This window comes from Pseudobutyrivibrio sp., from assembly GCF_015057185.1.
Lineage (GTDB): Bacteria > Bacillota > Clostridia > Lachnospirales > Lachnospiraceae > Pseudobutyrivibrio.
This window is the reverse complement of record NZ_SVEV01000001.1, coordinates 40,379-62,824: the sequence shown is the minus strand read 5'-3', so window position 1 is coordinate 62,824 and position 22,446 is coordinate 40,379. Positions and strand designations below refer to the sequence as shown.

Here is a 22,446-nt window from a genome sequence, read left to right as displayed (position 1 = left end):
CCTTAATATTTTATATATTTAAGCACTAACCCGAAACTACTGAAAATGAAGCGAACATCAAAACCAGCCATAGAAGCCTTTCGCTAACAAATTCAGTGGCTTCGGATTGAGCTTGAAAACTAATTAATAGAAAAATGAGCGGAGAATACACTCCGCTCCTATAGATTACTTTCTTAAGCCAAGACGCTCAATAATTGAACGATATCTCTCAATGTCTGTGTTCTTAAGGTAAGCAAGAAGGTTTCTTCTCTTACCAACCATCTTCATCATACCTCTACGTGAATGATGATCACCTGGGTTTGCCTTAAGGTGCTCTGTAAGCTCTGAAATACGAGCTGTAAGAACTGCAACCTGAACCTCTGGAGAACCTGTGTCACCAGCTGTTCTAGCGTACTCATTGATAATAGCCTGCTTCTTCTCTTTTGTAATCATTTTGATTCCTCCTTTTTTGAATAAGCTGCAACTAAGGTAAAGGTCGGAGTGTCCAAGACCTGAGTTACAGTAAAATAAATACCTGAAATATGATATCACAGTATAAATTTATTGTAAATAAAGTAATTGATTGTTTCACACTTTTTCTATATATTTGTATTCTTTAACCAAGCCGCATAACCAGTAGGAATTGAAGTATATTGTAACACATATCTATCATCCTGTTTATCTATTACTTTGCAAAACAGCTTTCCCCCAGCATTTATCAGTATATTTCCATAAACCTCAAGTGCTACATCACTCTCCATAAGAGCTCCATCTCTTGCTACTGCAATCAAGCCACCATATAAAGTTTTTGAATCCTCATGCTTTCCATCAATCTTGTGAAAGCTTATTGCTATAGGGTGTTCCAATTGCCTAAGCACACTATCTGATAAATCGACATGCACATTATAAGGTTCACCGATTCCAGTAACCTGGCTAAGCTCTAGTTCACCATTAGCCCCCTTAGGGTAAACAACCATTTTCTTTGCAATTTCTAATTCCTGTGTAATCAAAGCTTTCGTATATGGGGAAATTAAAACTTGTCCACCTACAGTGTAGCTTTCAATTCTTCCACATAAATTTACATGCTTTCCCACCACACCATATTTTGTCCTTTTTTCAGAGCCTATATTACCAAGAATTACATCTCCAGTATTTATTCCAATACCCATTTCCAAATTTGGAAAACCACGATTTTTGTTCCATGCATTAATTCCGTCCATTCGTTTTTGCATTTCAAGGGCCGCAGCCACTGCTTGCGCAGCGTGATTTTCAGAGGCCAGGGGTGCCCCAAAAATTGCAAATATTCCATCTCCTATAAATTCAATTATAGATCCATGATATTTTTGAATAGCATCGGTCATCTCACCTAGATAATGATTTAGCATTTCTATCAAATCACTGGCATCCATTCTTTCGCTCATCGCCGTGAACCCACGTAAATCGCTCATTAAAATGGTTATTTCATGCTTGTTGCCACCAAGCTTGAGACCTTCAGGAGTATCTAATATTTGTTTAACAATATCATCCGACAAAAATCGTCCAAAGGTATCGCTTATAAGTTTATTTCTGATTTCTAATTGATTATTAAGAGCTTTAATCTTTTCCATTGATTTAACAGCATCTTTCAAATCAATTAATTCACTTAAATCGCTAAATACTATGATTACTCCAATCTTCTCTTGGTTTTCCGTTAAAAAAGAAGAAAGCACCCTAAGATGTAGAATTTTGTCATCAATATAGTATTTTATTAAAGTTTGATGCTCCTTATTTCTATCGTAGATAGAATCCAATACATTTTGGGAAAAATCATCATTTTTTTCATCTTCAAAGAATAAACTAGCAAACTTATTACCAATCGTGTTTTCTTCTTTTAAACCAAGTATTGAAAAGGCAGCCTGATTAGCAAATTTAATGACTCCATCAAATCCAATAACCATGATACCTTCAGACATATTTTTTAATATATTTTCAAGAAATAATGAATGCAGCTGTTCCATAATGTCCCCCGATAATTACATTCCGAATAGATGATTTTCTTTGAAGAAATCTAATGCACTCCTGATATTGTCTATTGTGTTAACTTCTAGGGTTATCGGAGTGTTTTTATCTAATTCCCCACAAAGCTTGTTTACCTTTTCCCAATCAATATTGCCATCCAAAACAGGCAAATGGTCGTCAAAATCTCCCATATTATTTGAAATATGTAAATATCCTATATATTCTCCAAGGCTTTCAAACCACTGTTCCAGTGGAAGCCTGCTGTAATTAGCATGCCCAAAGTCCAGGCAAACTCTCACATGATTGTTATTAATGGCTTTCATTAATTCCTTAAGAGGAGTTGCGTCCACATCAAAGCTATTTTCAACATAAATATTTAACTTATATTCATCAAGTAGTTCCAAGTAGAATTCTGCAGATTCCTTCACCCAATTGTCTAAATATCCACCTCTCAAAAACGGGAAGCAGCTGCAGTGAAAAACTATATTTTTCGCTCCCAAAGCTAACGCTGTGACACAGCTTTCCTTCATGCGTTTCCTTGATAATCCCTTTAAAAGCTTATCCCCAGATGCCGGATTTATATCTATAAATACACCGTGAAAAGAATTTACTCGTCCTGTACTTTTGTACCATTCCAAAGCATTAGAAAAAAACCCGCTCTCATTGAGAGCGGGAGGCGTTGACAATTCAATTAATTCGTATAATAACCCTTCCTCATCCGCAAGCTTTTCATACTCATTTCGAGCATTAAAAGTTGGCTGTATTTGAAAAAGAGTATGGTTCTTTGTTATTTTATCCATATTATTAATCATAATATTCTACATTAAATGATTCAGCCTTTTTCTGTAAAGTAGCGTCCCAAGTTTCTGCTGTATAGAATTCATAGAATAAATCGCAAGCTTTAAGGTATTCATTTGTAAGCTTACGAAGTCTAGAAGACATATGAGCAAGAATCATCTCTACCTTTGGTGGATTATTTTCAAATAAATCTATTAAATCGCCAGTTGTTATGCATTCAACTGTAGCGGGCTCATCTGAGATAACCACAGCAGTTGCACTACGCTTGTCATCATCTAGCATGGCCATTTCACCAAAGAATTTATTTTCTGAAAGTGTAGTCAAAAGCAATTCATCAGCCTTACCGTAATTCTTGTAGATACCGATCTTACCATAATGGATATCATACATACATTTTCCTGGATCTCCTTCTTTAAATATAACTGTTCCCTTAGGATAAGATTCAACATTTAAAGTAAAACCAGAAGAATGAGAAACTGCACCTACCTGACGCATTGATTCAACGCTGGAAATTTCACCATTTTTCTTCTTGTCGGCAGACTTAATAAAGCCCTTTAATTTTTCTAGTAACGAAGGATTTTTCTTTCCTTCATTTGAGGCCTCTTTCAATTGAGCCACAAGCTTAGTAACCTCATCATAATCTAATGTGAGCTCTCTAATTCTCATGCTTAATTGCTGCATAACCTGAATGATTCTATCAGGATGAGACTTGAAATAGTCACTCATCTGACCAGATTTAACCTCAATTAATTTTGTATCACTAAGAGCAATAGCGGTAGCACTACGAGGATAATACTCTATAACTGCCATTTCTCCGAAAATCTGATTTTCATGAAGTGTTTTTATCTTTTGCTCATCAGGCTCCCCATACTTTAAGTAAATACCAACAGTTCCCTCTGATATAATAAACATACTCTCACCTGGAGCGCCCTCTTTAAAAATCACTTCATTTGTTTTAAATTCCTGTAAGCTCATAAAATCCCCCCGCCTTTCTGTCTAAGCTAACCTTTAAACTAATTAACATGATTATATTATTACAATAATCAGTAAGCAATACTACCGATGTGCTATTCACACAATTTAAACAGATATTTCATATATTATCAGACTATTACCTAAAATATTGTTACAAGCAATTATTTTTGATTTGTTCAGCCCTCTTCACTATTTTTTCTTTCCAATCATCATCCTGTGCATCCAGCTGATATGTATTATATCCATATTGCTTGCCAAGGGAGCAAACAATATTCTCATCATCTATATGTAGTGAAATTCTATATCTGCTAGGCAATTTCTGAGGCAATATTGTTTTATTGTTTCCCTGAACTTCCTTCAAATGCCTTTGAGCGTTTACAATTCCATCAAATCGCACGTGATAAAATCTAAATAGCCACTTTATATATTTTTCAGTTCTAAAGGAAGAAGTGTACACCCACACCTCATAACCAAGATTTTGAAGTTCATTTATAAGCTCAGTAGTCCCTAGTCTAAGCCGTTCTTTAAATATTTTATTTAAAGGAAATATTAATGGCTTCTCTGTTTTATGGGTATCTGGTGATACAAACAAAACTTCATCTAAATCAAAAGAAACCCGCATTTTTTCCGTGGTCTCATGGCTCTTCATCCCTATTAATCTCCCTAATTATTTCAATAACATCTTTAGACCATGTAGAAGCATCAGAAATTTCGTATTCATCAAACTCTTTAGTCGAAGTATTAATATTCACCACCATATCATTATCAATATGTAAGGTGTACAAATATCTCGCTGAAATGAGCTCTTCAATAGCTTTTCGGTCTTCTTTATTATTCTTTTTCCCTGTACCAGTAACAATACCAGTTATATCTACATGGTACTTTTTAAATAATGCCTTAATGTAATCAATAGAGTAATACTTTGCACTATAAAGCCAAACATCATATCCGCACTTCTCTAATGCCCTAAATAAAGCTGGCACTCCAAGGCGCAATCTCTCTTTGTAGAATTTATCAAAAGGAAATGTCAAGGCTTTCTCTGCCTTTTGCAAATCATCACAGAATATAACTTCATCTAAATCAAAAGTAACTCGACGATTATGTTTAGAATTTCTAAGAATTTCTTTAATATCTGTTTTATGGGTAACATTAACTATTTGAATTGGTATCTTAGAATATCCAAGCATTAGAGCCGCTGCCCATCTATGATGACCATTCAAAATCATATAGCCATCAGGGTGCATTTTTTCAACGATAATAGGCTCCTCACCCTTAAAATAATCCTGATTAGTACGTATATTCCTTATGAATTTCTGTTCATATTCTGAGATGATACGATAACTAGGTCCTACAGAAGGTATTGAAAACTCGTCTTCTGGATTAGGATGTAATTTTGTACAGGTTTCCTTTCTTATCAGCATCCGATTTAAAAGGCCTGCCTTTAACGGCATCGCTATACCAGAATATTTTTCAATTTCCTCAGCTATATAATTATCAAACTGCCTGTTAGTGAAATTAGCCATATAGAAACACTCCCACTATTAACTCCCACTATTAACTCCAACAATAAGAAATAGTTAAAATATTTTTGCCCTCTTGGTTTTTATATTCTACGGAATCCATACTTTTCTTTACGATAAAAATTCCCAACCCACCAATTTGTCTTTCATCTGCAGAAAGGGTTGTATCAGGATCATCTTTTTCTAAAGGATTATATGGAATTCCTTCATCAACAAAGGTAATAGTAGCCTTAGTATTAGAATCATTGATATCTAAAATAATTTCAGCATTTCCAACTTCATTTCCATATGCATAGCTTGCAATGTTAATGAAAATTTCTTCTACAGCCACATCAATTTTCATTTGAGCTTTCATAGGGCATTGAATAGCTTCTAATTTGGCGTCAATAAATGAAAGCACTTTGTTGAGATTATCTTTCGTACTCTCTACTATCAATTTATCCAAAGAATATTCCTCTCTTCCTTAAATAAAGAACAAGGGAGCGGTAACATTCCGCCCCCTTTATATTTTACTTTTATTGAATAGTAAAAATGTCAGAGAAACCAGTAACCTCAAAAATTTCCTGAACCTCTTCAGAAACATTCTTTACAATCATTTCGCCCTGCTTATTCATAGTTTTTTGAGATGATAATAGAACTCTAAGTCCTGCACTTGAAATGTACTCCAGCTTAGCCAAATCAAATGTAAGCTGTGTAACACCTCCTAATTGCTCACTCATATTTTCTTCTAATTGAGGAGATGTGGTAGTATCAAGTCTTCCTTCCAATTCTACAATCAATTTGTCCCCATCCTTAGCATTTGTAATGTTTAGCATAATTGCATCCTCCTCCTAAAATTAATCAAGTTTTTTAGTTATATCCATAACTACAATTCCATCTTTTACTTGAACTACAATATCATTTGCCAAATTAGCAATAACGGAACGTTCTAAGTTATCCCATGAATCCTGGGCATATTTGTCCTGCTGCTTCTTCTCATTGAGTTCCCTTGTATATTCCGCCAATGACCATGTAGCCTTTTGTGGCTTAACAAAGAATCGCTTCAACTCATCAAAAAATGTTTTATCAGAACTATTAGTTCCTGATGATGAAATGGATACAAATTCTTCTTCTTTATTAGCATCGAATGTACCTTTTATTCTCAAATAAATATGAGAAACCTTGTCATCACCTTCAAACCAAATTTCTATTCCGCTGTCATCCTCCACAATGGAGCGTGCGAGTCTAAGTGCCTCTTCCGATAAAAGCGTAAATCTAAGATCGTTTTTTCCAGTGATGCCGATTCTGAAAAGATAATTATCTAGAATATCTTCTACTCTATCGAAGTTATCTTTGATGTTACCAATCAAAACATGCTCAGATTCCATCTGTTTACCCCCTATTTAATTGTTTGAAATCTTATTAATTATTATACTCTATCTGTTTTTTCGGTACAATGAATTGAAAATGTTTCACAATTTTTTCATAAATGTCCATTACTCAATCAATTCTTCAATATAATATTTGCAAACATTTGATAGCTTGCCGCTGTTTTTAAACACTTGTGTATAGTCATAGTTTAGCGCAAAATATATACCGCCATCGCTTTCATCTACATCCCCTAAACAAACATATACATCATTGCCACCAGAGTCCTCAACCACAAAAATATCAGAATCAGCTGTTAGACCATATTCGCTTCCATCTTCAGAAATATATGATTCTACAAACCTAACATCACATATGTAATTTAAAATCTTATCTACTCTTTCCTCATTTAAATCCAAGGATTCTTCATCAGTGCAAATCCATTGATCACCATCTCGTTGAAACTCAAGAAGTATTCCATTTGCATCGGTCAAAGAAAATTTTTGAACATCAGATTTCTCAATAAAAAAGATTTGTTGTCCTTCATCTTCGGTTTCGCTAGCTGCATCTAATGTTTCTGCATGACTAGGCTCACCAGAATCCTCCTCTTCGTCTGCTTGTGGCAAATCAGCCGTAGCATTTGATTGTTTTTTTGCATTTTGAATGTTGCTTGGATTATTCGTTTTGATAAAGCTAAATACAATTACAAGAATTAGAATTAAAACCACTAGAAATGATGCGATTAAATAAAGCTTATTTTTAAATAAATTTTTCATATTCACCCCACTAATGTAAAAAAAATGCTTTACAATAAATATTGTAAAGCATTTTAATTTCTTTATCTATAGATAATATCATCTCGTCCAGGTCCATTAGAAACCATTGTGATAGGGAATCCAATTTCCTTTTCGATAAATTCAATATAATTTCTGCAATTTTCAGGAAGATCCTCGTATTTCTTAATACCGCGAATATCGCATTTCCATCCTGGAAGAGTCTTGAGCACTGGTTTTGCCTTCTCCAATTTGCTTGTAACAGGGAAATCTGTTGTAACTTCTCCGTCGATTTCATAGCCAACACAAACTGGAATTTCATCAAGATATCCAAGTACATCAACTACTGTAAAGGCAACATCAGTTGTACCCTGCATTCTACAGCCATACTTAGATGCAACGCAATCGAACCAACCCATACGGCGAGGACGACCTGTAGTAGCACCGAACTCACCACCATCACCGCCGCGACGTCTAAGCTCATCTGCCTCATCTCCAAAAATCTCAGAGACAAAAGCACCAGCTCCAACAGCTGAAGAATAAGCCTTGCATACTGTAACAACCTGCTTCAATTCCTGAGCAGGAATACCAGCACCAACGCAACCGTAAGCTGCAAGTGTAGATGATGAAGTTACCATTGGGTAAATTCCGTGATCAGGATCCTTTAATGTACCTAACTGACCTTCAAGAAGGATAGTTTTATTTTCCTTGAGTGCATTCCAAAGGTATGCAGATGTATCACAAACATAAGGAGCAATCATATCTCTATATTCATGAAGTGTATTAAGTAACTCATCAGGATTAATAAGTGGCTTGTGATATAAATGTTCAAGTAAAACATTCTTTTGGTCACATGTACGCTGAACCTTTTCCTTGAGTAACTCATCGTCAAAGAGTTCCTGTACCTGATAACCAACCTTTGCATATTTATCTGAATAGAAAGGAGCAATTCCGCTCTTTGTAGATCCGAAGGAAGCTTTTCCTAATCTCTCCTCTTCGTACTGATCAAAAAGAATATGGTAAGGCATTACAATCTGAGCTCTATCTGAAACCAAGATGTGTGGTGCAGGAACGCCTTTTTCCTCAATTGACTTAATCTCCTTCATAAGTACAGGGATATTAAGAGCAACACCATTTCCAATAATGCTTGTGGTGTGATTATAGAATACACCTGAAGGTAAAGTATGAAGTGCAAATTTTCCGTAATTGTTTACAATGGTATGTCCTGCATTTGCTCCTCCTTGGAATCTCACAATAATGTCTGCATCAGCAGCCATCATGTCTGTGATTTTACCTTTTCCTTCATCGCCCCAATTGGCTCCAACAACCGCTTTTACCATAATTATCCTCCTAGAAAGCATCTGATTTATTTAATAAATCATTAATCTATATCAATCAATTTCTTTGTCACAGTGCAAGCTAATGCGCCTGGACCGATATGACATGAAACTGAAAGCGATAACGGATCAATCCATATTTCTTTAACCGGGAATTCCTTAAGAAGCTCAGTTCTGAATGCCTCTGCTGCCTCCTGATTCTGGGTATGAGCAACCGAAATAATGACATCATCAAAGTTGTCTGTATGTAATCTTTCTTTCATATCCTTTTTCAAGGCTTCTATCATTGTTTGCTTTGCAGCCTTCATGGTACGAGCCATACTATATTTATCAAGCTTTTCACCATAGATTGAAAGAACTGGTTTAATCTTAAGTAATGAACCTATAGCAGCAACAGCTGGAGTTAAACGTCCACCCTTTTTAAGATATTCCAATGTGTCCACTGTAATATAAATAGTAGACTCTGATTTATTGCTCATAAGTGCATCGCAAATTTCCTGTGCACTCTTTCCTAAATCAGCTAATTTCTTTGCCTCTAATGCAGAAAGCTTCTGTGTAACAGAAATACGCTGATTATCTACAACAACAACACGACCTTCATAATCTTCTGCAAGCATTTTAGCTGTAGCACATGAAGAAGAAAGCCCTGATGACATAGGAATGTATACAACTTCATCATAATCCTTGAGAAGGCCTTCCCAAGAATCCATAAGATTGCCAGTAATTGGCATCGAAGTAGTAATCTCTCCACCCTCAGTAAGCTTCTTGTAAAACTCCTCCTGAGTAAGATCTATATCCTCATAATAAAGTTGTCCATCAATATAGAATGGCATTGGTTCAACAAAAATACCAAGTTTCTTTGACTCTGCCTGTGTAATGCCACTATTACTATCTGTAAGTATCGCAACTTTGCTCATAAATCACCTCAAAATAATAGGTTTAAAATAAAAAAAACACCGCTGATTATATTACCATAACCAGCGGTGAATGTGAACCGATTTATGGAAAAATTAGTACATTCCACCCATTCCACCTGCGGCAGCAGCTGCAGCAGCGGCGTCAGCAGCAGGTTCCTTAATATCAGCAACTACAGACTCTGTTGTAAGGAGTGTAGAAGCAACTGAAGCGGCATTCTGAAGAGCTGTTCTTGTAACCTTAACTGGATCAAGGATACCAGCCTTAACCATATTTACATACTCCTCATTGTAAGCATCAAATCCGATTGCATCCTCAGAATCACGAACCTTGTTAATGATTACAGATCCTTCAAGACCTGCATTTGCAGCAATGTAGAAAAGTGGTGCCTCAAGAGCCTTAACGATTACGTTAGCACCTGTTTTCTCATCACCTGTAAGTGTCTCAGCAAGCTCTGCAACCTTCTTCTGAACATGAATGTAAGCAGAACCACCACCTGAGATGATACCTTCCTCAACAGCTGCACGTGTAGCATTAAGAGCATCTTCCATACGAAGCTTAGCTTCCTTCATCTCTGTTTCTGTAGCAGCACCTACGCGGATAACTGCAACACCACCAGCGAGCTTAGCAAGTCTTTCCTGAAGCTTCTCTTTATCAAATTCAGATGTTGTTTCCTCAATCTGACCTCTAATCTGAGCAACTCTAGCTTCGATAGCATCCTTGTCACCCAAACCATCAACGATTGTTGTGTTCTCTTTGTTAACCTTAACAGACTTAGCACGACCAAGCTGCTCAAGAGTTGTATCCTTAAGCTCAAGACCAACTTCCTCAGAAATAACCTGTCCACCTGTAAGAATAGCGATATCCTGAAGCATCTCTTTTCTTCTATCACCATAGCCTGGTGCCTTAACAGCAACTACATTGAATGTACCACGAAGCTTGTTAAGGATAAGTGTTGTAAGAGCCTCGCCCTCAATATCCTCAGCGATAATAAGAAGTCTAGCACCAGATTGAACAATCTGCTCAAGAACTGGAAGTAGATCCTGAATGTTAGAAATCTTTTTGTCTGTGATAAGGATATATGGATCATCAAGGTTTGCTTCCATCTTGTCCATATCTGTGCACATATATGCTGAGATATATCCTCTATCGAACTGCATACCTTCTACAAGGTCAAGCTCTGTCTGCATTGTCTTAGATTCCTCGATTGTGATAACACCATCGTTAGAAACCTTTTCCATAGCGTCAGCTACCATCTGACCTACTTCATCATCACCAGCAGAAATAGCAGCAACTCTTGCAATCTGCTCCTTGCCATCTACAGCCTTAGACATGCCAACGATTGCTTCTGTAGCGCATTCTACAGCCTTCTTCATACCCTTTCTAAGAACGATTGGGTTAGCACCTGCAGCAAGGTTCTTCATACCTTCCTTAACCATTGCCTGAGCAAGTACTGTAGCTGTTGTAGTACCGTCACCTGCAACATCATTTGTCTTTGTAGCAACTTCCTTCACAAGCTGAGCCCCCATGTTCTCGAATGGATCATCAAGCTCAACATCCTTTGCGATAGTAACACCATCGTTTGTGATAAGTGGAGCACCGTAAGACTTTGCAAGAACTACGTTACGTCCCTTAGGTCCGATTGTTACTCTAACTGTATTTGCTAATTTATCTACACCAGCTTCAAGAGCCTGTCTAGCTTCTGCGCCATATTTGATTTCTTTTGCCATGATTTTTACCTCACTTTCAATTATTAGGATTCAAGATTAATCAAAAATTATTCTACTACTGCAAGAATATCGTTCTGACGAACAATGATATATTCTTCGCCTTCAAGCTTTACTTCTGTACCAGCATATTTAGAATAAATAACCTTCTGGCCTTCTTTTACCTGCATTGTAATTTCTTTACCATCTACAACCCCGCCAGGACCAACTGCGATTACCATAGCCTCCTGTGGTTTCTCCTGTGCAGCTGAAGCTAAAATAATACCAGACTTTGTAGTCTCTTCTGCTTCACACTGTTTTAATACAACTCTGTCAGTTAATGGAACTAATTTCATTTTATATTACCTCCTAAATTATATTATCAATTTTATTTATTAGCACTCATCATCATCGAGTGCTAACCACAAAAAGTATAATAGGATTGTATTGAAATACTTGCAAACAAAGCCCGTTATCGTATTTCTACACAATCCTATTTAATACTCTTTATTTCTCACTTTTTCTCTTCTTTTCTCACTTTTTCATTTTTAGTAAACTTAGAAATGATAGAATTTTTAAAGCTTTCTCCCCCTGCTAATGCAAGCCCTTTTATTACATCCATAATCAAGACCTGATTCTGTTCATCAAGGGATTGAACTTCTTTTGTTAACGATGCAATAGATTTAATTTTTTTGCTGGAAAGCTCGGATAAATTAGATGCACCTGATGAAGTAAGCAACGAAGCAAAAAACACTTCTCCAAATAGCTCTCTAGTCTCATAGTCAAACTGTCCGGCCCACTTTTTTATTGTTTTATCAATTGTTACAGAATTAGTAGAAAGACTATCTTCGTAAATCAAATGATTTCGCTCAACCTTCCAATTCATTATATTATGTTGATATATTCCCTTTTCTTCAGAACTAACAATTTTAGTTTTGGCTTTGGAATGCATTAGCATACCAATTATGGATTCCTTTGGAATAAATTTATGTGTTCTTTTAATAATTGATTTATATTTAGGCTCCTCAAGAATTTCCTCTATAAAGCCTGGCCCGTCAAAATTAAATATCTCTATAAGATTATCCTTGATATGTGGTTTCGAAAAAGCACAGCTGTATACAGCAAAATTACCACCTTTTGAATGGCCTCCTACCCTAATAGGACGCATTGTTCGAGCCAGATAATTGTTCAAATACTCTACCGCTTTTAATTGTCCACCTGTACCACTAGAAAAACATAAGTTAAAGTCTTCTTTCCATCCAACTAAAGTGTCATCAGTGCCTCTAAAAGCTACAAAAACTGTTCCATCCTTTAAATAAAAGCAACAGCAAGAAAATTGACTCTGACGTTCAATATCAATGTCATTTACAAAGCCAGTGAGCTTTGTTCCACCAAATCGATTTGTATTTATCATTTTTCGCATCAAAAAAGGAGCAACTCTCGTAGACGCAGTTGTACTCAAGAGTTCCTCCTCGTTATATTTTTCAAAAAATGACTGGCAAACTTCTTCTATTGATAATTTAACCTTGTGTCCTGGTCCCGGAACGATACCATCAAATGGAGAATAAACAAGCTCACACAAAATTAGTGCATCCACTTCATTAAATGGGTCCACTGAAAATGGAACATCCGCTCTCCAAGTTAAATAATCTTCAATATTTGCCATAAATAACTATTCCTCAAAAAAGGCATCTGAACCTACTGGTGGAACTTCATCATCTGGAAGATCGATAACTTGTACCACAGGCTCATCCTCAAAAATAGAATCATCAAGTGTATCTTCTTTTTCGTTTACAGAGGCTTTCTTTTTATTTGGTTTTTCCTTCAAATCCTTGTTATGGTCTCTTAATCCAATAACCATAAGAAGTAAAGAAAATAGTGAAACTCCTCCAACAGCAATCATATAAACAGTATTTAAAAATACACCGTTGAAGAATTTCGCATTATTCAAAAGCATGTATACACTAGCAGCTATTGTTGCAGCTCCAAACAAAAGAGTGATTATCCAAGTTCCTCTTTGCATGTGAAATAAAGCAAATGTCTGTTGAAGCATAATAGCTCCAAATAAGCCGCCTATAATACAAACTATAACGTCTATAAATCCTGAAATGTAGTTAGCCTTAAAAATAAATGCTGAACCAATAATTACAAGTATTACACCCATGGTAAAACCATAGTTAGATACTCTTGTGTATTCATGATTAAAGAAATATTTGAGCATATAATATGCACCGAAGCATATAAATAAAATGCCACCAGCTAATACTGAACAAGAATATGCAAGCCTTGAAATTAAACTTACATCCAAAGTCAAAAGGCAAACGCCAATAGCAATATAGGCAATTGAACCAATAATATGTGCTACTATGCCAGCTTTTGAATTTTTAATCTCTTCACTTTTTTTAGACATATAAATCCTCCTAGTTTAAAGAGTATTTGCTCTATCCGCTATATTTTTTTGGAAATTTATTACATCATGATCATATGACTCATTCATAAACTCAGACTTAATCATGAAATCTGCAGATGCCTTATTAAGAGCAATTGGAATATCGTATACCTGAGCTATTCTTGTAAGTGCTTTTACATCTGGATCATGTGGCTGAGCTGTAAGTGGATCAGAAAAGAAAATTATCAAATCAATTCTGCCTTCAACAACCTTTGCGCCAATTTGCTGGTCTCCGCCAAGTGGACCTGAATTGTATCCTCTAACAGGAAGACCTGTTTTATCAGAAATCATCCTAGCTGTAGTACCAGTTCCACAAAGAAAATGTTTTTTAAGAATTTCTTTATTATCCTCGCACCACTGAATTAAAGTTGGCTTTTTGCCATCATGAGCAATAAGCGCAATGTTTTTCTGCTTCCCAATAGTAAGTGTAATCTTCTCTTCCATTATATTCCTCCCAATTAAAGATTAGTAATAATAATAACAAAAAAATTGATAAGAGCATGGGCAATAATACAAAGAGATAGTCTTTTAGTATTAATATACATAAATCCAAGTGCAATACCAATAATTAATGCATAAATGAATTGTACTATATTATTGTGTAAAATTCCAAAAAAAATCGAAGAAATAGCTACAGCAAAAAGGGGATTTTGCCATATTGCTAATTGCCCAGCAATAATCCCCCTTACAAGTATTTCCTCTAAAAGTGGAACAGCTACAACATTGCACATAATCTTTATAACAAAAGTACCATCCGTTAGAGTATTTGAAGCTCTTTTAAACCCATTAGACGTATTTACCAGGCCACTATGTGTCAAAACAATGTTCACTAAAAGTCCAAGAATTACAATTCCAACAATCCAGCAAACATATTTGATTATGTCTTTCTTAGTAATCTCTGGATTTGGTATCAAGTGTGGTACAGCACGATAAATAATGGTAATAGGGATCAAGCATATAATTGCTGCAATTAATAAGCAGGCAAGTGAGCCATATTTCCCACCTATTAGCGAAAATATAACACCATATCCCATTTGATACACTACCAGATAAACAATTATCGGATATAGAATTTGAAGTACATGATTGAATTTAATGGGCTTCAATTTTATTTCTTAACTCCTTTAGTGTCACGAGAACCAACGTGAAGTCGATTTAAAGCAACTGCTTTGCCTTTTACTTTAACGTCCTTTGCTTCTCCATCTGTAAGAACATGAATATCTATAAGCTCATCCCCAGATGAAAGCTTCATTCCGCGAACACCAACTGCTGTCTTCTTTTTCTCTGGAATAGAAGCTGCTTCAATTCTTAAGAACATGTCTTTTGAAGACTGCATAACAACAGTATCAGTTTCATTTAGGATTTTAACACAAATAACCTCATCCTTGTCTGCAAGCTTTGTTGCTGCAATAAGCTTTCTAGATACATCAAACTCGCTACCATCTACAACTTTTATCATTGCCTGCTTTGTACCAAATAAAAGCTTTTTAGTAATGATGTTTGACATAGAATCTGCTAGAAGAAGGTTTTCCTTTGTAAGATCGATTTTTGATCCCTTTTCAGCAGTATCAATTGGTTGCCCTTTGTCTCTAAATTTACCAAATGGAAGGCTCAGCACCTTAATGGTATGCATATCTCCCTTTTCAGTGAAAAGACATATTTTATCAATATTTTTACAGAAAATAATCTTTTTAGATTCTTGCTCTGCAGCCTCTTTATTTCTCTCGAATGTAGGCATATCAACTACTCTTGCATATGCAAATCTGTCAATAAGAACAGCTACATCAATAACCTCAATTGGTTTTTCCTCAACAACAGCTTCTTCTACATTATCAATTAATGTGCGACGCTCTCTAGCATATTCCTTTTTAATTGCCTGAAGATCCTTAATGATAACCTTTGCCATTTCACCACGAGAACCAAGTATTTTGGTGTACTGGGCAATCTTTTTCAAAGTCTCATCATAATCTGCACGAAGTGCCTCGATTTCCAAGCCAATCAATCTATGAAGTCTCATATCAAGGATTGCCTGAGCCTGACGATCTGTAAATCTAAGCTGTTCTGCATCTCTCTTAGATTGCTCTGATTTGAATTTGATACCAGCTGTAATACCATCAACCAAACAAGCCTTTGCTTGTTTAACATCCTTTGAACCTCGAAGGATTTCAATAATCAAATCAATAACATCACAGGCCTTTATTAAACCTTCTTGGATTTCTTTTTTGTCGTTTTCTTTATCAAGAAGGTGTGTGTACTTACGAGTGCAAAGCTCATATTGGAAATTAACATGATGTCTGATAATCGGAACTATTCCAAGTGTTTCAGGCTTTCCATCAGCAACAGCTAGCATGTTAACGCCGAAAGTATCCTCGAGTCTTGTTTTCTTATATAACAGATTAAGAACATTTTGAGCATCAGCACCTTTTCTCAGTTCAACAACGATTTTCATCTGCTCGCCCTTAGACTGATTTGAAATATCGGTAATATCGTTAGTCTTTTTAGTCTCAACAAGGTTGTAAATATCATTAAGGAATTTACCAATATTAGCACCAATCATTGGATAAGGAATCTCGCTAATTACAATTTGTTCCTTGCCACCCTTAATCTTTTCAATCTCTGCCTTACCACGAATCTTGATTTTTCCAATACCAGTAGAATATATCTCAAGTAAATCGTCCTTATTAGTAACAATTCCACCTGTTGGAAAATCTGGTCCTGGAATTATCTCAAGCATTTCCTTTGTATTGATATCAGGGTTTTTCATGTAGGCAATAACGCCATCAACAACCTCGCCAAGGTTGTGCTGTGGAATAGATGTAACCATACCTACAGCGATACCATCTGAGCCATTAATAAGAATGTTAGGAACTCTTACAGGAAGAACCTCTGGCTCCTTTTCTGTCTCATCATAGTTTGGTACGAAATCTACTACATTTTTGTCAAGGTCTCCAAGATAAACCTCCTGAGCAACCTTTGCTAAACGCGCCTCGGTGTAACGCATTGCAGCAGCGCCATCTCCTTCGATAGAACCAAAGTTACCATGACCATCTACAAGAGGAAGTGATTTTTTGAAATCCTGACTCATTACAACAAGTGCTTCGTAAATAGAGCTGTCACCATGTGGATGATATTTACCCATGGTATCACCAACTATACGAGCAGATTTCTTATATGGTTTATTATAATCAACCTTCAACTCATACATATCGTACAATGTACGACGCTGTACAGGCTTTAGACCATCTCTAACATCAGGCACTGCACGTGCAAGAATTACTGACATAGAATAGTCTATGAAGGATTTTTGCATTATTTCCGAATATTCTGTTCTAATTATTTCTTGTGCCATAAAATAAATTGCCCTTTCTAGAAACTATATGGGAAAACACGCCATTTGTAATTGGCATTTAAAAGGCGTGTTTTAGAAGACTAAATTGATTAAATATCAATTTCAGCCTCCCTTGCATGCTTATAGATAAATTCCTTACGAGGTGCAACATCAGAACCCATTAAAAGCTCTGTAACCTCAGATGCCATAAGAGCGTCTTCAATTTCAACTAGTTTAAGCTTTCTGCGCTCTGGGTCAAGTGTTGTTTCCCAAAGCTGCTCTGCATCCATCTCTCCTAAACCTTTGTATCTTTGAAGAGTAAATGTTTTGCCATTCATCTTTTTACGATACTTTTCCAGAGCTACATCATCATATAAGTATTCTTCCTCTCCCTTTGAAGGAATTGCCTTGTAGAGAGGTGGCATAGCAATATATACGTGACCTTCTCTAATAAGTTCTGGCATAAATCTATAAAAGAAGGTTAACAAAAGTGTGCTGATATGAGCACCATCCACGTCGGCATCGGCCATAATAACAATTTTGTCATATCGTAGCTTTGAAATATCAAAATCATTTCCATAGCCTTCTGAAAAGCCACATCCAAATGCATTTATTAAGGTTTTGATTTCTGCATTAGCAAGAACCTTGTCCATTGATGCCTTTTCAACATTGAGGATTTTACCTCTGATAGGCATAATAGCCTGATACATACGGTTTCTCGCCTTTTTGGCTGAACCGCCGGCAGAATCTCCCTCTACGATAAATATTTCACATTTCTCTGAATCTCTAGATTCACAGTTCGCCAATTTACCATTTTGATCAAAAGAAAACTTTTGCTTTGTAAGAAGATTTGTTTTTGCCTTTTCTTCTGATTTTCTAATCTTGGCACTCTTTTCAGCGCAAGCAATAATAGCCTTTAATGTATCTAAGTTTCTGTCGAAGAATAAAACGAACTCATCTTGGCAAACCTTTTGAGTTGCCTTTGAAGCATCAGGGTTATCAAGCTTTGTTTTTGTCTGTCCTTCGAATCTAGGATCTGGATGCTTTATTGAAACAATTGCTGTAATACCGTTTCTAACATCAGCGCCTGTAAAGTTTGCATCCTTTTCCTTTAAAATTCCTAATTCTCTAGCGTAATTATTGATTACAGTAGTCAAAACTGTTTTGAATCCAGTAATATGTGTGCCGCCCTCAGAATTGTAAATATTGTTACAGAATCCAAGTATATTTTCTTTGAATTCATTGCAATACTGGAAGGCAATCTCTACTTCAATGCCGTCAGCCTCACCCTTGAAATAAACTACATCATGAAGAGTCTCTGCAGTTTTGTTTATTTCTTTTACAAAGCCCTTAATTCCTTCTGGCTCGTGGAAAGTAAGATACTCAGGCTGCTCTCCTCGTAAGTCAGCATAGTTAATAGTAAGACCTGGGTTGAGGTAAGCTGTCTCATGAAGTCTAGACTTTACCTCATCTTCTTTAAAATATGTTTTCTCAAAGATTTCTGGGTCAGGAAGGAAATTGATTTTAGTACCATGCTTTGTTGTTTTGGAAATCTTTGGTAAAAGTCCATCTACCAATTTCTCTGTAGGCACACCGCGCTCATATCTATCGTGGTGCACATATCCTTCTCTGGAAATATCTACTACCATATATTCAGAAAGTGCGTTAACTACGGAAGAACCGACACCATGTAGACCTCCGGAGGTTTTGTAAACACTATCATCAAATTTACCACCTGCATGAAGTGTAGAAAATACCAAACGTGCAGCAGAAACGCCCTTAGCATGCATTCCTACAGGAATACCTCTTCCGTTATCCTCTACAGTACAGCTGCCATCTTTCTCTAAAGTGACGTGAATAGTGTCACATTCGCCTGCTAAATGTTCATCAACTGAGTTATCTACTATCTCATAAATAAGATGATTTAGTCCCTTTCTTGAGGTTGAACCTATGTACATTCCAGGACGTTTTCTAACTGCCTCAAGCCCCTCTAAAACAGAAATGGAGCTGGCATCATAGTTTACCTTTTTTGCCATAAAATTACTCTCTTTCAAAAATAGTATTAAAACATGCGAAATGGCGTCTGGGAAAACCAGGCGCCAAAAATTCAATTCTAATGTTTTCCTGTGGAACCAAATCCGCCCTCTCCACGGGCTGTATCTGAGAGCTCAGATACTTCAGAAAACTCAACTGAAAGAAATGGAACTACAACAAGCTGTGCAATCTTTTCAGCTGGTGTAACAATTCTTTCGATTTCACAATCATTGTGAAGTGCAACCTTAACTTCTCCCCTGTAATCAGAATCAACAACTCCGACACAATTTGCTGGTCTAAGACCTTCCTTAGCAGATAAACCTGAGCGAGCAAACACTCCTCCAAAATATCCCTCAGGAATCTCCATCGCGAGACCTGTTCCAATCATAATAGTCTCATGTGGTGCAATTCTTACTTCCTCTGATAAATCAGCAAATAAATCATAACCTGCCGCAAAAGCTGAGCCTCTCTCTGGAAGCTTCGCAGAGTCAGTAAGTTTTGTAATATTTATATTCATCTAACTATTCTCTCCTTGATTAATCTACATGCAAAACGATTTGATTAAGCTTTCTTGTCTGAGGAACATCTATTACCCGCTGATTGATGCTGCCTCTCCATTTTGCCTGTAAATCTATCTTATCAATTTCAAATTCTCCGTCAACTAAAACGTCAACATATTCCATAATTTCTAGAGATTTAACCTCTTCATAGGTGAATCCTGTATAGAGCCAGACGGTCTTGCCGGGAAACCTCTCCCTAATTTCCCGGGCAAGCTCCGTCACTTCACCACGATTTCCAGGAAACAATGGGTCACCTCCACTAAAAGTTATTCCTGAAATATAATCTCTAGCTAATATTTCAAATAATTCATCCTTTGCAGCCTGATCAAATTTCAAGCCACCATCAGGATCCCAAGTTATTGGATTCTGACATTCCTTGCAATGATGGTCACAACCTGCCACCCATAACACAACTCGTAAGCCATCGCCGTTAAGCATATCATCCTTTGTTATATTATGATAATTCATTTACATACTCTTCCTATCTGCGATTTCCGCCATTTTAGCCTCGTTAAGTCTGGTATCGCCTTTTACACGAGAATAAGATAAATAACCATTCATGCGGTCAATTTTTGTAAGGTTCTTGCTGCCGCAAACTGGGCAAACATCCATCTCCAGCTCCTCGTGACCACAATCATCACAATATGATAAAGAAAGGTTAACGCCCTCGTAAAATCCCTTGTCCATAGCGCGACGGACAAGTGTCTTTACAGCATCGCGGTTGTAATTAATTGGATAACGTACATACTGGATTTTGCCACCATTAGAAAGTTCCCAGAAACGTCCTTCCTTATCCTGCTTTTCGATTGGTGTAATATCTTCTGTAACATGGCAATGGAATGAATTAGAAACGTACTCACGATCAGATACATTCTCAATAATGCCATACTTATTTCTAAATTGTTTTACCTGTAAGCCGCAAAGGTTCTCAGCTGGAGTACCGTAAATAGCATATAGGTTGCCATCTTCCTCCTTGAACTGATTAACCTTTTCGTTAATATGTCTTAAAACTTCAAGGGCAAACTCGCCATCCTCTACAAGTGATTTACCATTGTAAAGCTCTTGAAGCTCATTAAATGCTGTAATACCAAATGAAGCTGTTGCAGCCTTTAATAATGGCTTAATTTTGTCGTGGAAGCCAAGGTGTCCGCCATAGAAGCCGCCTTCACAATATGCAAGTGGATTTGTAGATGCACGCATTTCTCCAAGATATGCATATGTACGAATGTGAAGCTTTCTAATCATCTCCAAATAGTAATCGAGAACCTCGTAAAAGTCTCTAGATTCCTGACGTGATTTTGCAAGAATCATTGGAAGATGAAGTGAAACAGCACCAATATTGAATCTACCAATAAATACTGGCTCATCCTTATCATCTGCTGGATTCATGCCGCCCCTTTCATACCATGGTGAAAGGAAGGCTCTACATCCCATTGGAGAAATTACCTTGCCGTATTTTTTGTACATGCTTGCAATGTAACCCTCTCCAGTAAGTGACAACCAATCAGGATACATCGTTTTTCTAGAGCAATCAATTCCTGCCTCAAAAACATCCTCAAGTTCTCCGCCCGGTCCGTGAAGATTCTCATCATACAAGAATACAATCTTTGGGAATAAAACAGGCTTTTTAAAGCCAGGTTTTCCCTGTCCAATTGAACGAACCTTTAAGCATGCTTTTGATGCCATCTTTGCAAATACAGATGTTCCAAGTCCGATTGTAACTGTGATAAATGGATAATCTCCTCGAGATGAAGCTACCGTATTGAATTTGTACTCCCAGCCCTGGAAGCCCTGCTCCATTTCACGCTCAACTTCTTTCATTGATACTTCATGAGCTTTCTCTTTATCAATGCCTAAATCAACGTATTTAGAGAAATATTTATCATATGATTTTTGAGCATATTTCTCTAAAATCTGATCTGCCTGAGGGATTGTAAATCCACCATACTGCTGGCTGGCAGCTGAAAGGACAATATCACCAATAACATCAAAGGCTACATCAAGACTCTTTGGCTCGTTATAGAAAATATTTCCCATTTCAAAGCCGCCTTCAAGAACAGATTTAACATCAAAGAGGCAGCAATTCATAGTATCACGACGAGCGTTCATATCATGAATATAAATATATCCATCTCTGATAGCCTGTACTTCTTCTGTTGTAAGGAAGAATTTCTTGTATAATTCGCGGTTAAGCTCATTAAAAATTAACGAACGCTTTGTAGATACCAGCGCTGAATCTGTATTTGAATTCTCCTTGTCACCGATGTACATAATGTTCTGAGACTTCTTATAAACATCATCCAACATCTGTACGAAATCCTGCTTGTAGTTTCGATAATCTCTGTAGCTCTTTGCCACCATTGGATTAACGCGCTCCAAAGCACCCTCAACAATATTATGCATTTGTGCAATCTCAATTTTCTCAAGGCCAAGTTCCTCCACTCTTTCCTCAACAAACTGACATATAAATTTCTCCTGCTCAGAAGTAAATTTAACAAGCACACGTGTAGCTGATTTACCAACGGCCTCTACAACCTTTTGAACATCAAAACGCTCTAGAGCACCATCCTTTTTAATTACAAATCTATCCATCTCAACCTCCGGGTTTTATATATCTGATAAAAATCAAAAACCTATATTGTATATAATATTCAGTCAATATCTAGTTGCTTGAAATAAAAAACTACTAGATATTGTGTTGATAGAATTATACTACCACCACATTAT

General features: G+C 36.6%; 23 protein-coding genes. All 23 read right to left on the bottom strand.

The genetic code is table 11. The annotated features are described in order from the left end of the window. Window positions 1-165 precede the first annotated feature (165 nt). The gene (gene rpsO, locus E7276_RS00330; protein ID WP_294212324.1) at window positions 166-432 is read right to left on the bottom strand and encodes a 30S ribosomal protein S15; all 267 of its coding nucleotides are present in this window, start codon (window positions 430-432) and stop codon (window positions 166-168) included. Between the two features lie 146 nt (window positions 433-578). After that, complete coding sequence (locus tag E7276_RS00325) at window positions 579-1,976, bottom strand: adenylate/guanylate cyclase domain-containing protein (protein WP_294212323.1); 1,398 nt, start codon at window positions 1,974-1,976, stop codon at window positions 579-581. Between the two features lie 15 nt (window positions 1,977-1,991). Next, window positions 1,992-2,789: a sugar phosphate isomerase/epimerase family protein gene (locus E7276_RS00320; RefSeq protein ID WP_294212322.1), complete on the bottom strand. Its 798-nt coding sequence runs from the start codon at window positions 2,787-2,789 to the stop codon at window positions 1,992-1,994. Beyond that, window positions 2,782-3,750: a cyclic nucleotide-binding domain-containing protein gene (locus E7276_RS00315; RefSeq protein WP_294212320.1), complete on the bottom strand. Its 969-nt coding sequence runs from the start codon at window positions 3,748-3,750 to the stop codon at window positions 2,782-2,784. Before E7276_RS00315 ends, E7276_RS00320 begins: the two co-directional genes overlap by 8 nt. Before the next feature lie 151 nt (window positions 3,751-3,901). Further along, window positions 3,902-4,399: an HAD family hydrolase gene (locus tag E7276_RS00310; RefSeq protein WP_294212318.1), complete on the bottom strand. Its 498-nt coding sequence runs from the start codon at window positions 4,397-4,399 to the stop codon at window positions 3,902-3,904. Continuing rightward, complete coding sequence (locus E7276_RS00305; RefSeq protein WP_294212316.1) at window positions 4,386-5,273, bottom strand: ParB N-terminal domain-containing protein; 888 nt, start codon at window positions 5,271-5,273, stop codon at window positions 4,386-4,388. Before E7276_RS00305 ends, E7276_RS00310 begins: the two co-directional genes overlap by 14 nt. A 31-nt stretch (window positions 5,274-5,304) precedes the next feature. Further along, window positions 5,305-5,715: an ATP-binding protein gene (locus tag E7276_RS00300; RefSeq protein WP_294212315.1), complete on the bottom strand. Its 411-nt coding sequence runs from the start codon at window positions 5,713-5,715 to the stop codon at window positions 5,305-5,307. Window positions 5,716-5,785: 70 nt separating this feature from the next. After that, window positions 5,786-6,085: an STAS domain-containing protein gene (locus E7276_RS00295; RefSeq protein WP_294212314.1), complete on the bottom strand. Its 300-nt coding sequence runs from the start codon at window positions 6,083-6,085 to the stop codon at window positions 5,786-5,788. A 21-nt stretch (window positions 6,086-6,106) separates the two neighbouring features. Further along, window positions 6,107-6,637, bottom strand: a complete 531-nt coding sequence (locus tag E7276_RS00290; RefSeq protein ID WP_294212312.1) for a hypothetical protein — start codon at window positions 6,635-6,637, stop codon at window positions 6,107-6,109. A gap of 108 nt (window positions 6,638-6,745) precedes the next feature. Next, complete coding sequence (locus E7276_RS00285; RefSeq protein ID WP_294212311.1) at window positions 6,746-7,393, bottom strand: hypothetical protein; 648 nt, start codon at window positions 7,391-7,393, stop codon at window positions 6,746-6,748. Window positions 7,394-7,455: 62 nt separating this feature from the next. Next, the gene (locus tag E7276_RS00280) at window positions 7,456-8,730 is read right to left on the bottom strand and encodes an adenylosuccinate synthase (protein WP_294212309.1); all 1,275 of its coding nucleotides are present in this window, start codon (window positions 8,728-8,730) and stop codon (window positions 7,456-7,458) included. 41 nt (window positions 8,731-8,771) lie between these two features. Next, complete coding sequence (locus E7276_RS00275) at window positions 8,772-9,644, bottom strand: DegV family protein (RefSeq protein ID WP_294212307.1); 873 nt, start codon at window positions 9,642-9,644, stop codon at window positions 8,772-8,774. Window positions 9,645-9,737: 93 nt separating this feature from the next. Continuing rightward, the gene (gene groL / locus E7276_RS00270; protein ID WP_294212305.1) at window positions 9,738-11,372 is read right to left on the bottom strand and encodes a chaperonin GroEL; all 1,635 of its coding nucleotides are present in this window, start codon (window positions 11,370-11,372) and stop codon (window positions 9,738-9,740) included. Window positions 11,373-11,419: 47 nt separating this feature from the next. Next, the gene (groES, locus tag E7276_RS00265) at window positions 11,420-11,704 is read right to left on the bottom strand and encodes a co-chaperone GroES (protein WP_028243785.1); all 285 of its coding nucleotides are present in this window, start codon (window positions 11,702-11,704) and stop codon (window positions 11,420-11,422) included. Between the two features lie 158 nt (window positions 11,705-11,862). Continuing rightward, complete coding sequence (locus tag E7276_RS00260; RefSeq protein WP_294212302.1) at window positions 11,863-13,014, bottom strand: Mbeg1-like protein; 1,152 nt, start codon at window positions 13,012-13,014, stop codon at window positions 11,863-11,865. 6 nt (window positions 13,015-13,020) lie between these two features. After that, a complete protein-coding gene (locus E7276_RS00255; protein WP_294212301.1) occupies window positions 13,021-13,758 on the bottom strand; it encodes a DUF308 domain-containing protein in 738 nt (245 codons plus the stop codon). A 15-nt stretch (window positions 13,759-13,773) separates the two neighbouring features. Next, window positions 13,774-14,241: a methylglyoxal synthase gene (locus tag E7276_RS00250; RefSeq protein ID WP_294212299.1), complete on the bottom strand. Its 468-nt coding sequence runs from the start codon at window positions 14,239-14,241 to the stop codon at window positions 13,774-13,776. A 14-nt stretch (window positions 14,242-14,255) separates the two neighbouring features. Next, window positions 14,256-14,831, bottom strand: a complete 576-nt coding sequence (locus E7276_RS00245) for a CPBP family intramembrane glutamic endopeptidase (RefSeq protein WP_294212297.1) — start codon at window positions 14,829-14,831, stop codon at window positions 14,256-14,258. A gap of 74 nt (window positions 14,832-14,905) precedes the next feature. Beyond that, window positions 14,906-17,146, bottom strand: a complete 2,241-nt coding sequence (locus E7276_RS00240) for a DNA gyrase/topoisomerase IV subunit A (protein WP_294212295.1) — start codon at window positions 17,144-17,146, stop codon at window positions 14,906-14,908. 89 nt (window positions 17,147-17,235) lie between these two features. Further along, entirely contained in the window at window positions 17,236-19,161 is a 1,926-nt protein-coding gene (locus tag E7276_RS00235) for a DNA gyrase/topoisomerase IV subunit B (RefSeq protein ID WP_294212293.1), read from the bottom strand. A gap of 77 nt (window positions 19,162-19,238) precedes the next feature. Next, window positions 19,239-19,676 carry a dUTP diphosphatase gene (gene dut / locus E7276_RS00230; RefSeq protein ID WP_294212291.1) on the bottom strand — a complete coding sequence of 146 codons (438 nt, stop codon included), beginning with the start codon at window positions 19,674-19,676 and terminating at the stop codon, window positions 19,239-19,241. 19 nt (window positions 19,677-19,695) lie between these two features. Continuing rightward, complete coding sequence (nrdG, locus tag E7276_RS00225; protein ID WP_294212290.1) at window positions 19,696-20,187, bottom strand: anaerobic ribonucleoside-triphosphate reductase activating protein; 492 nt, start codon at window positions 20,185-20,187, stop codon at window positions 19,696-19,698. Beyond that, window positions 20,188-22,311, bottom strand: a complete 2,124-nt coding sequence (gene nrdD / locus E7276_RS00220; protein ID WP_294212288.1) for an anaerobic ribonucleoside-triphosphate reductase — start codon at window positions 22,309-22,311, stop codon at window positions 20,188-20,190. Window positions 22,312-22,446 lie beyond the last annotated feature (135 nt).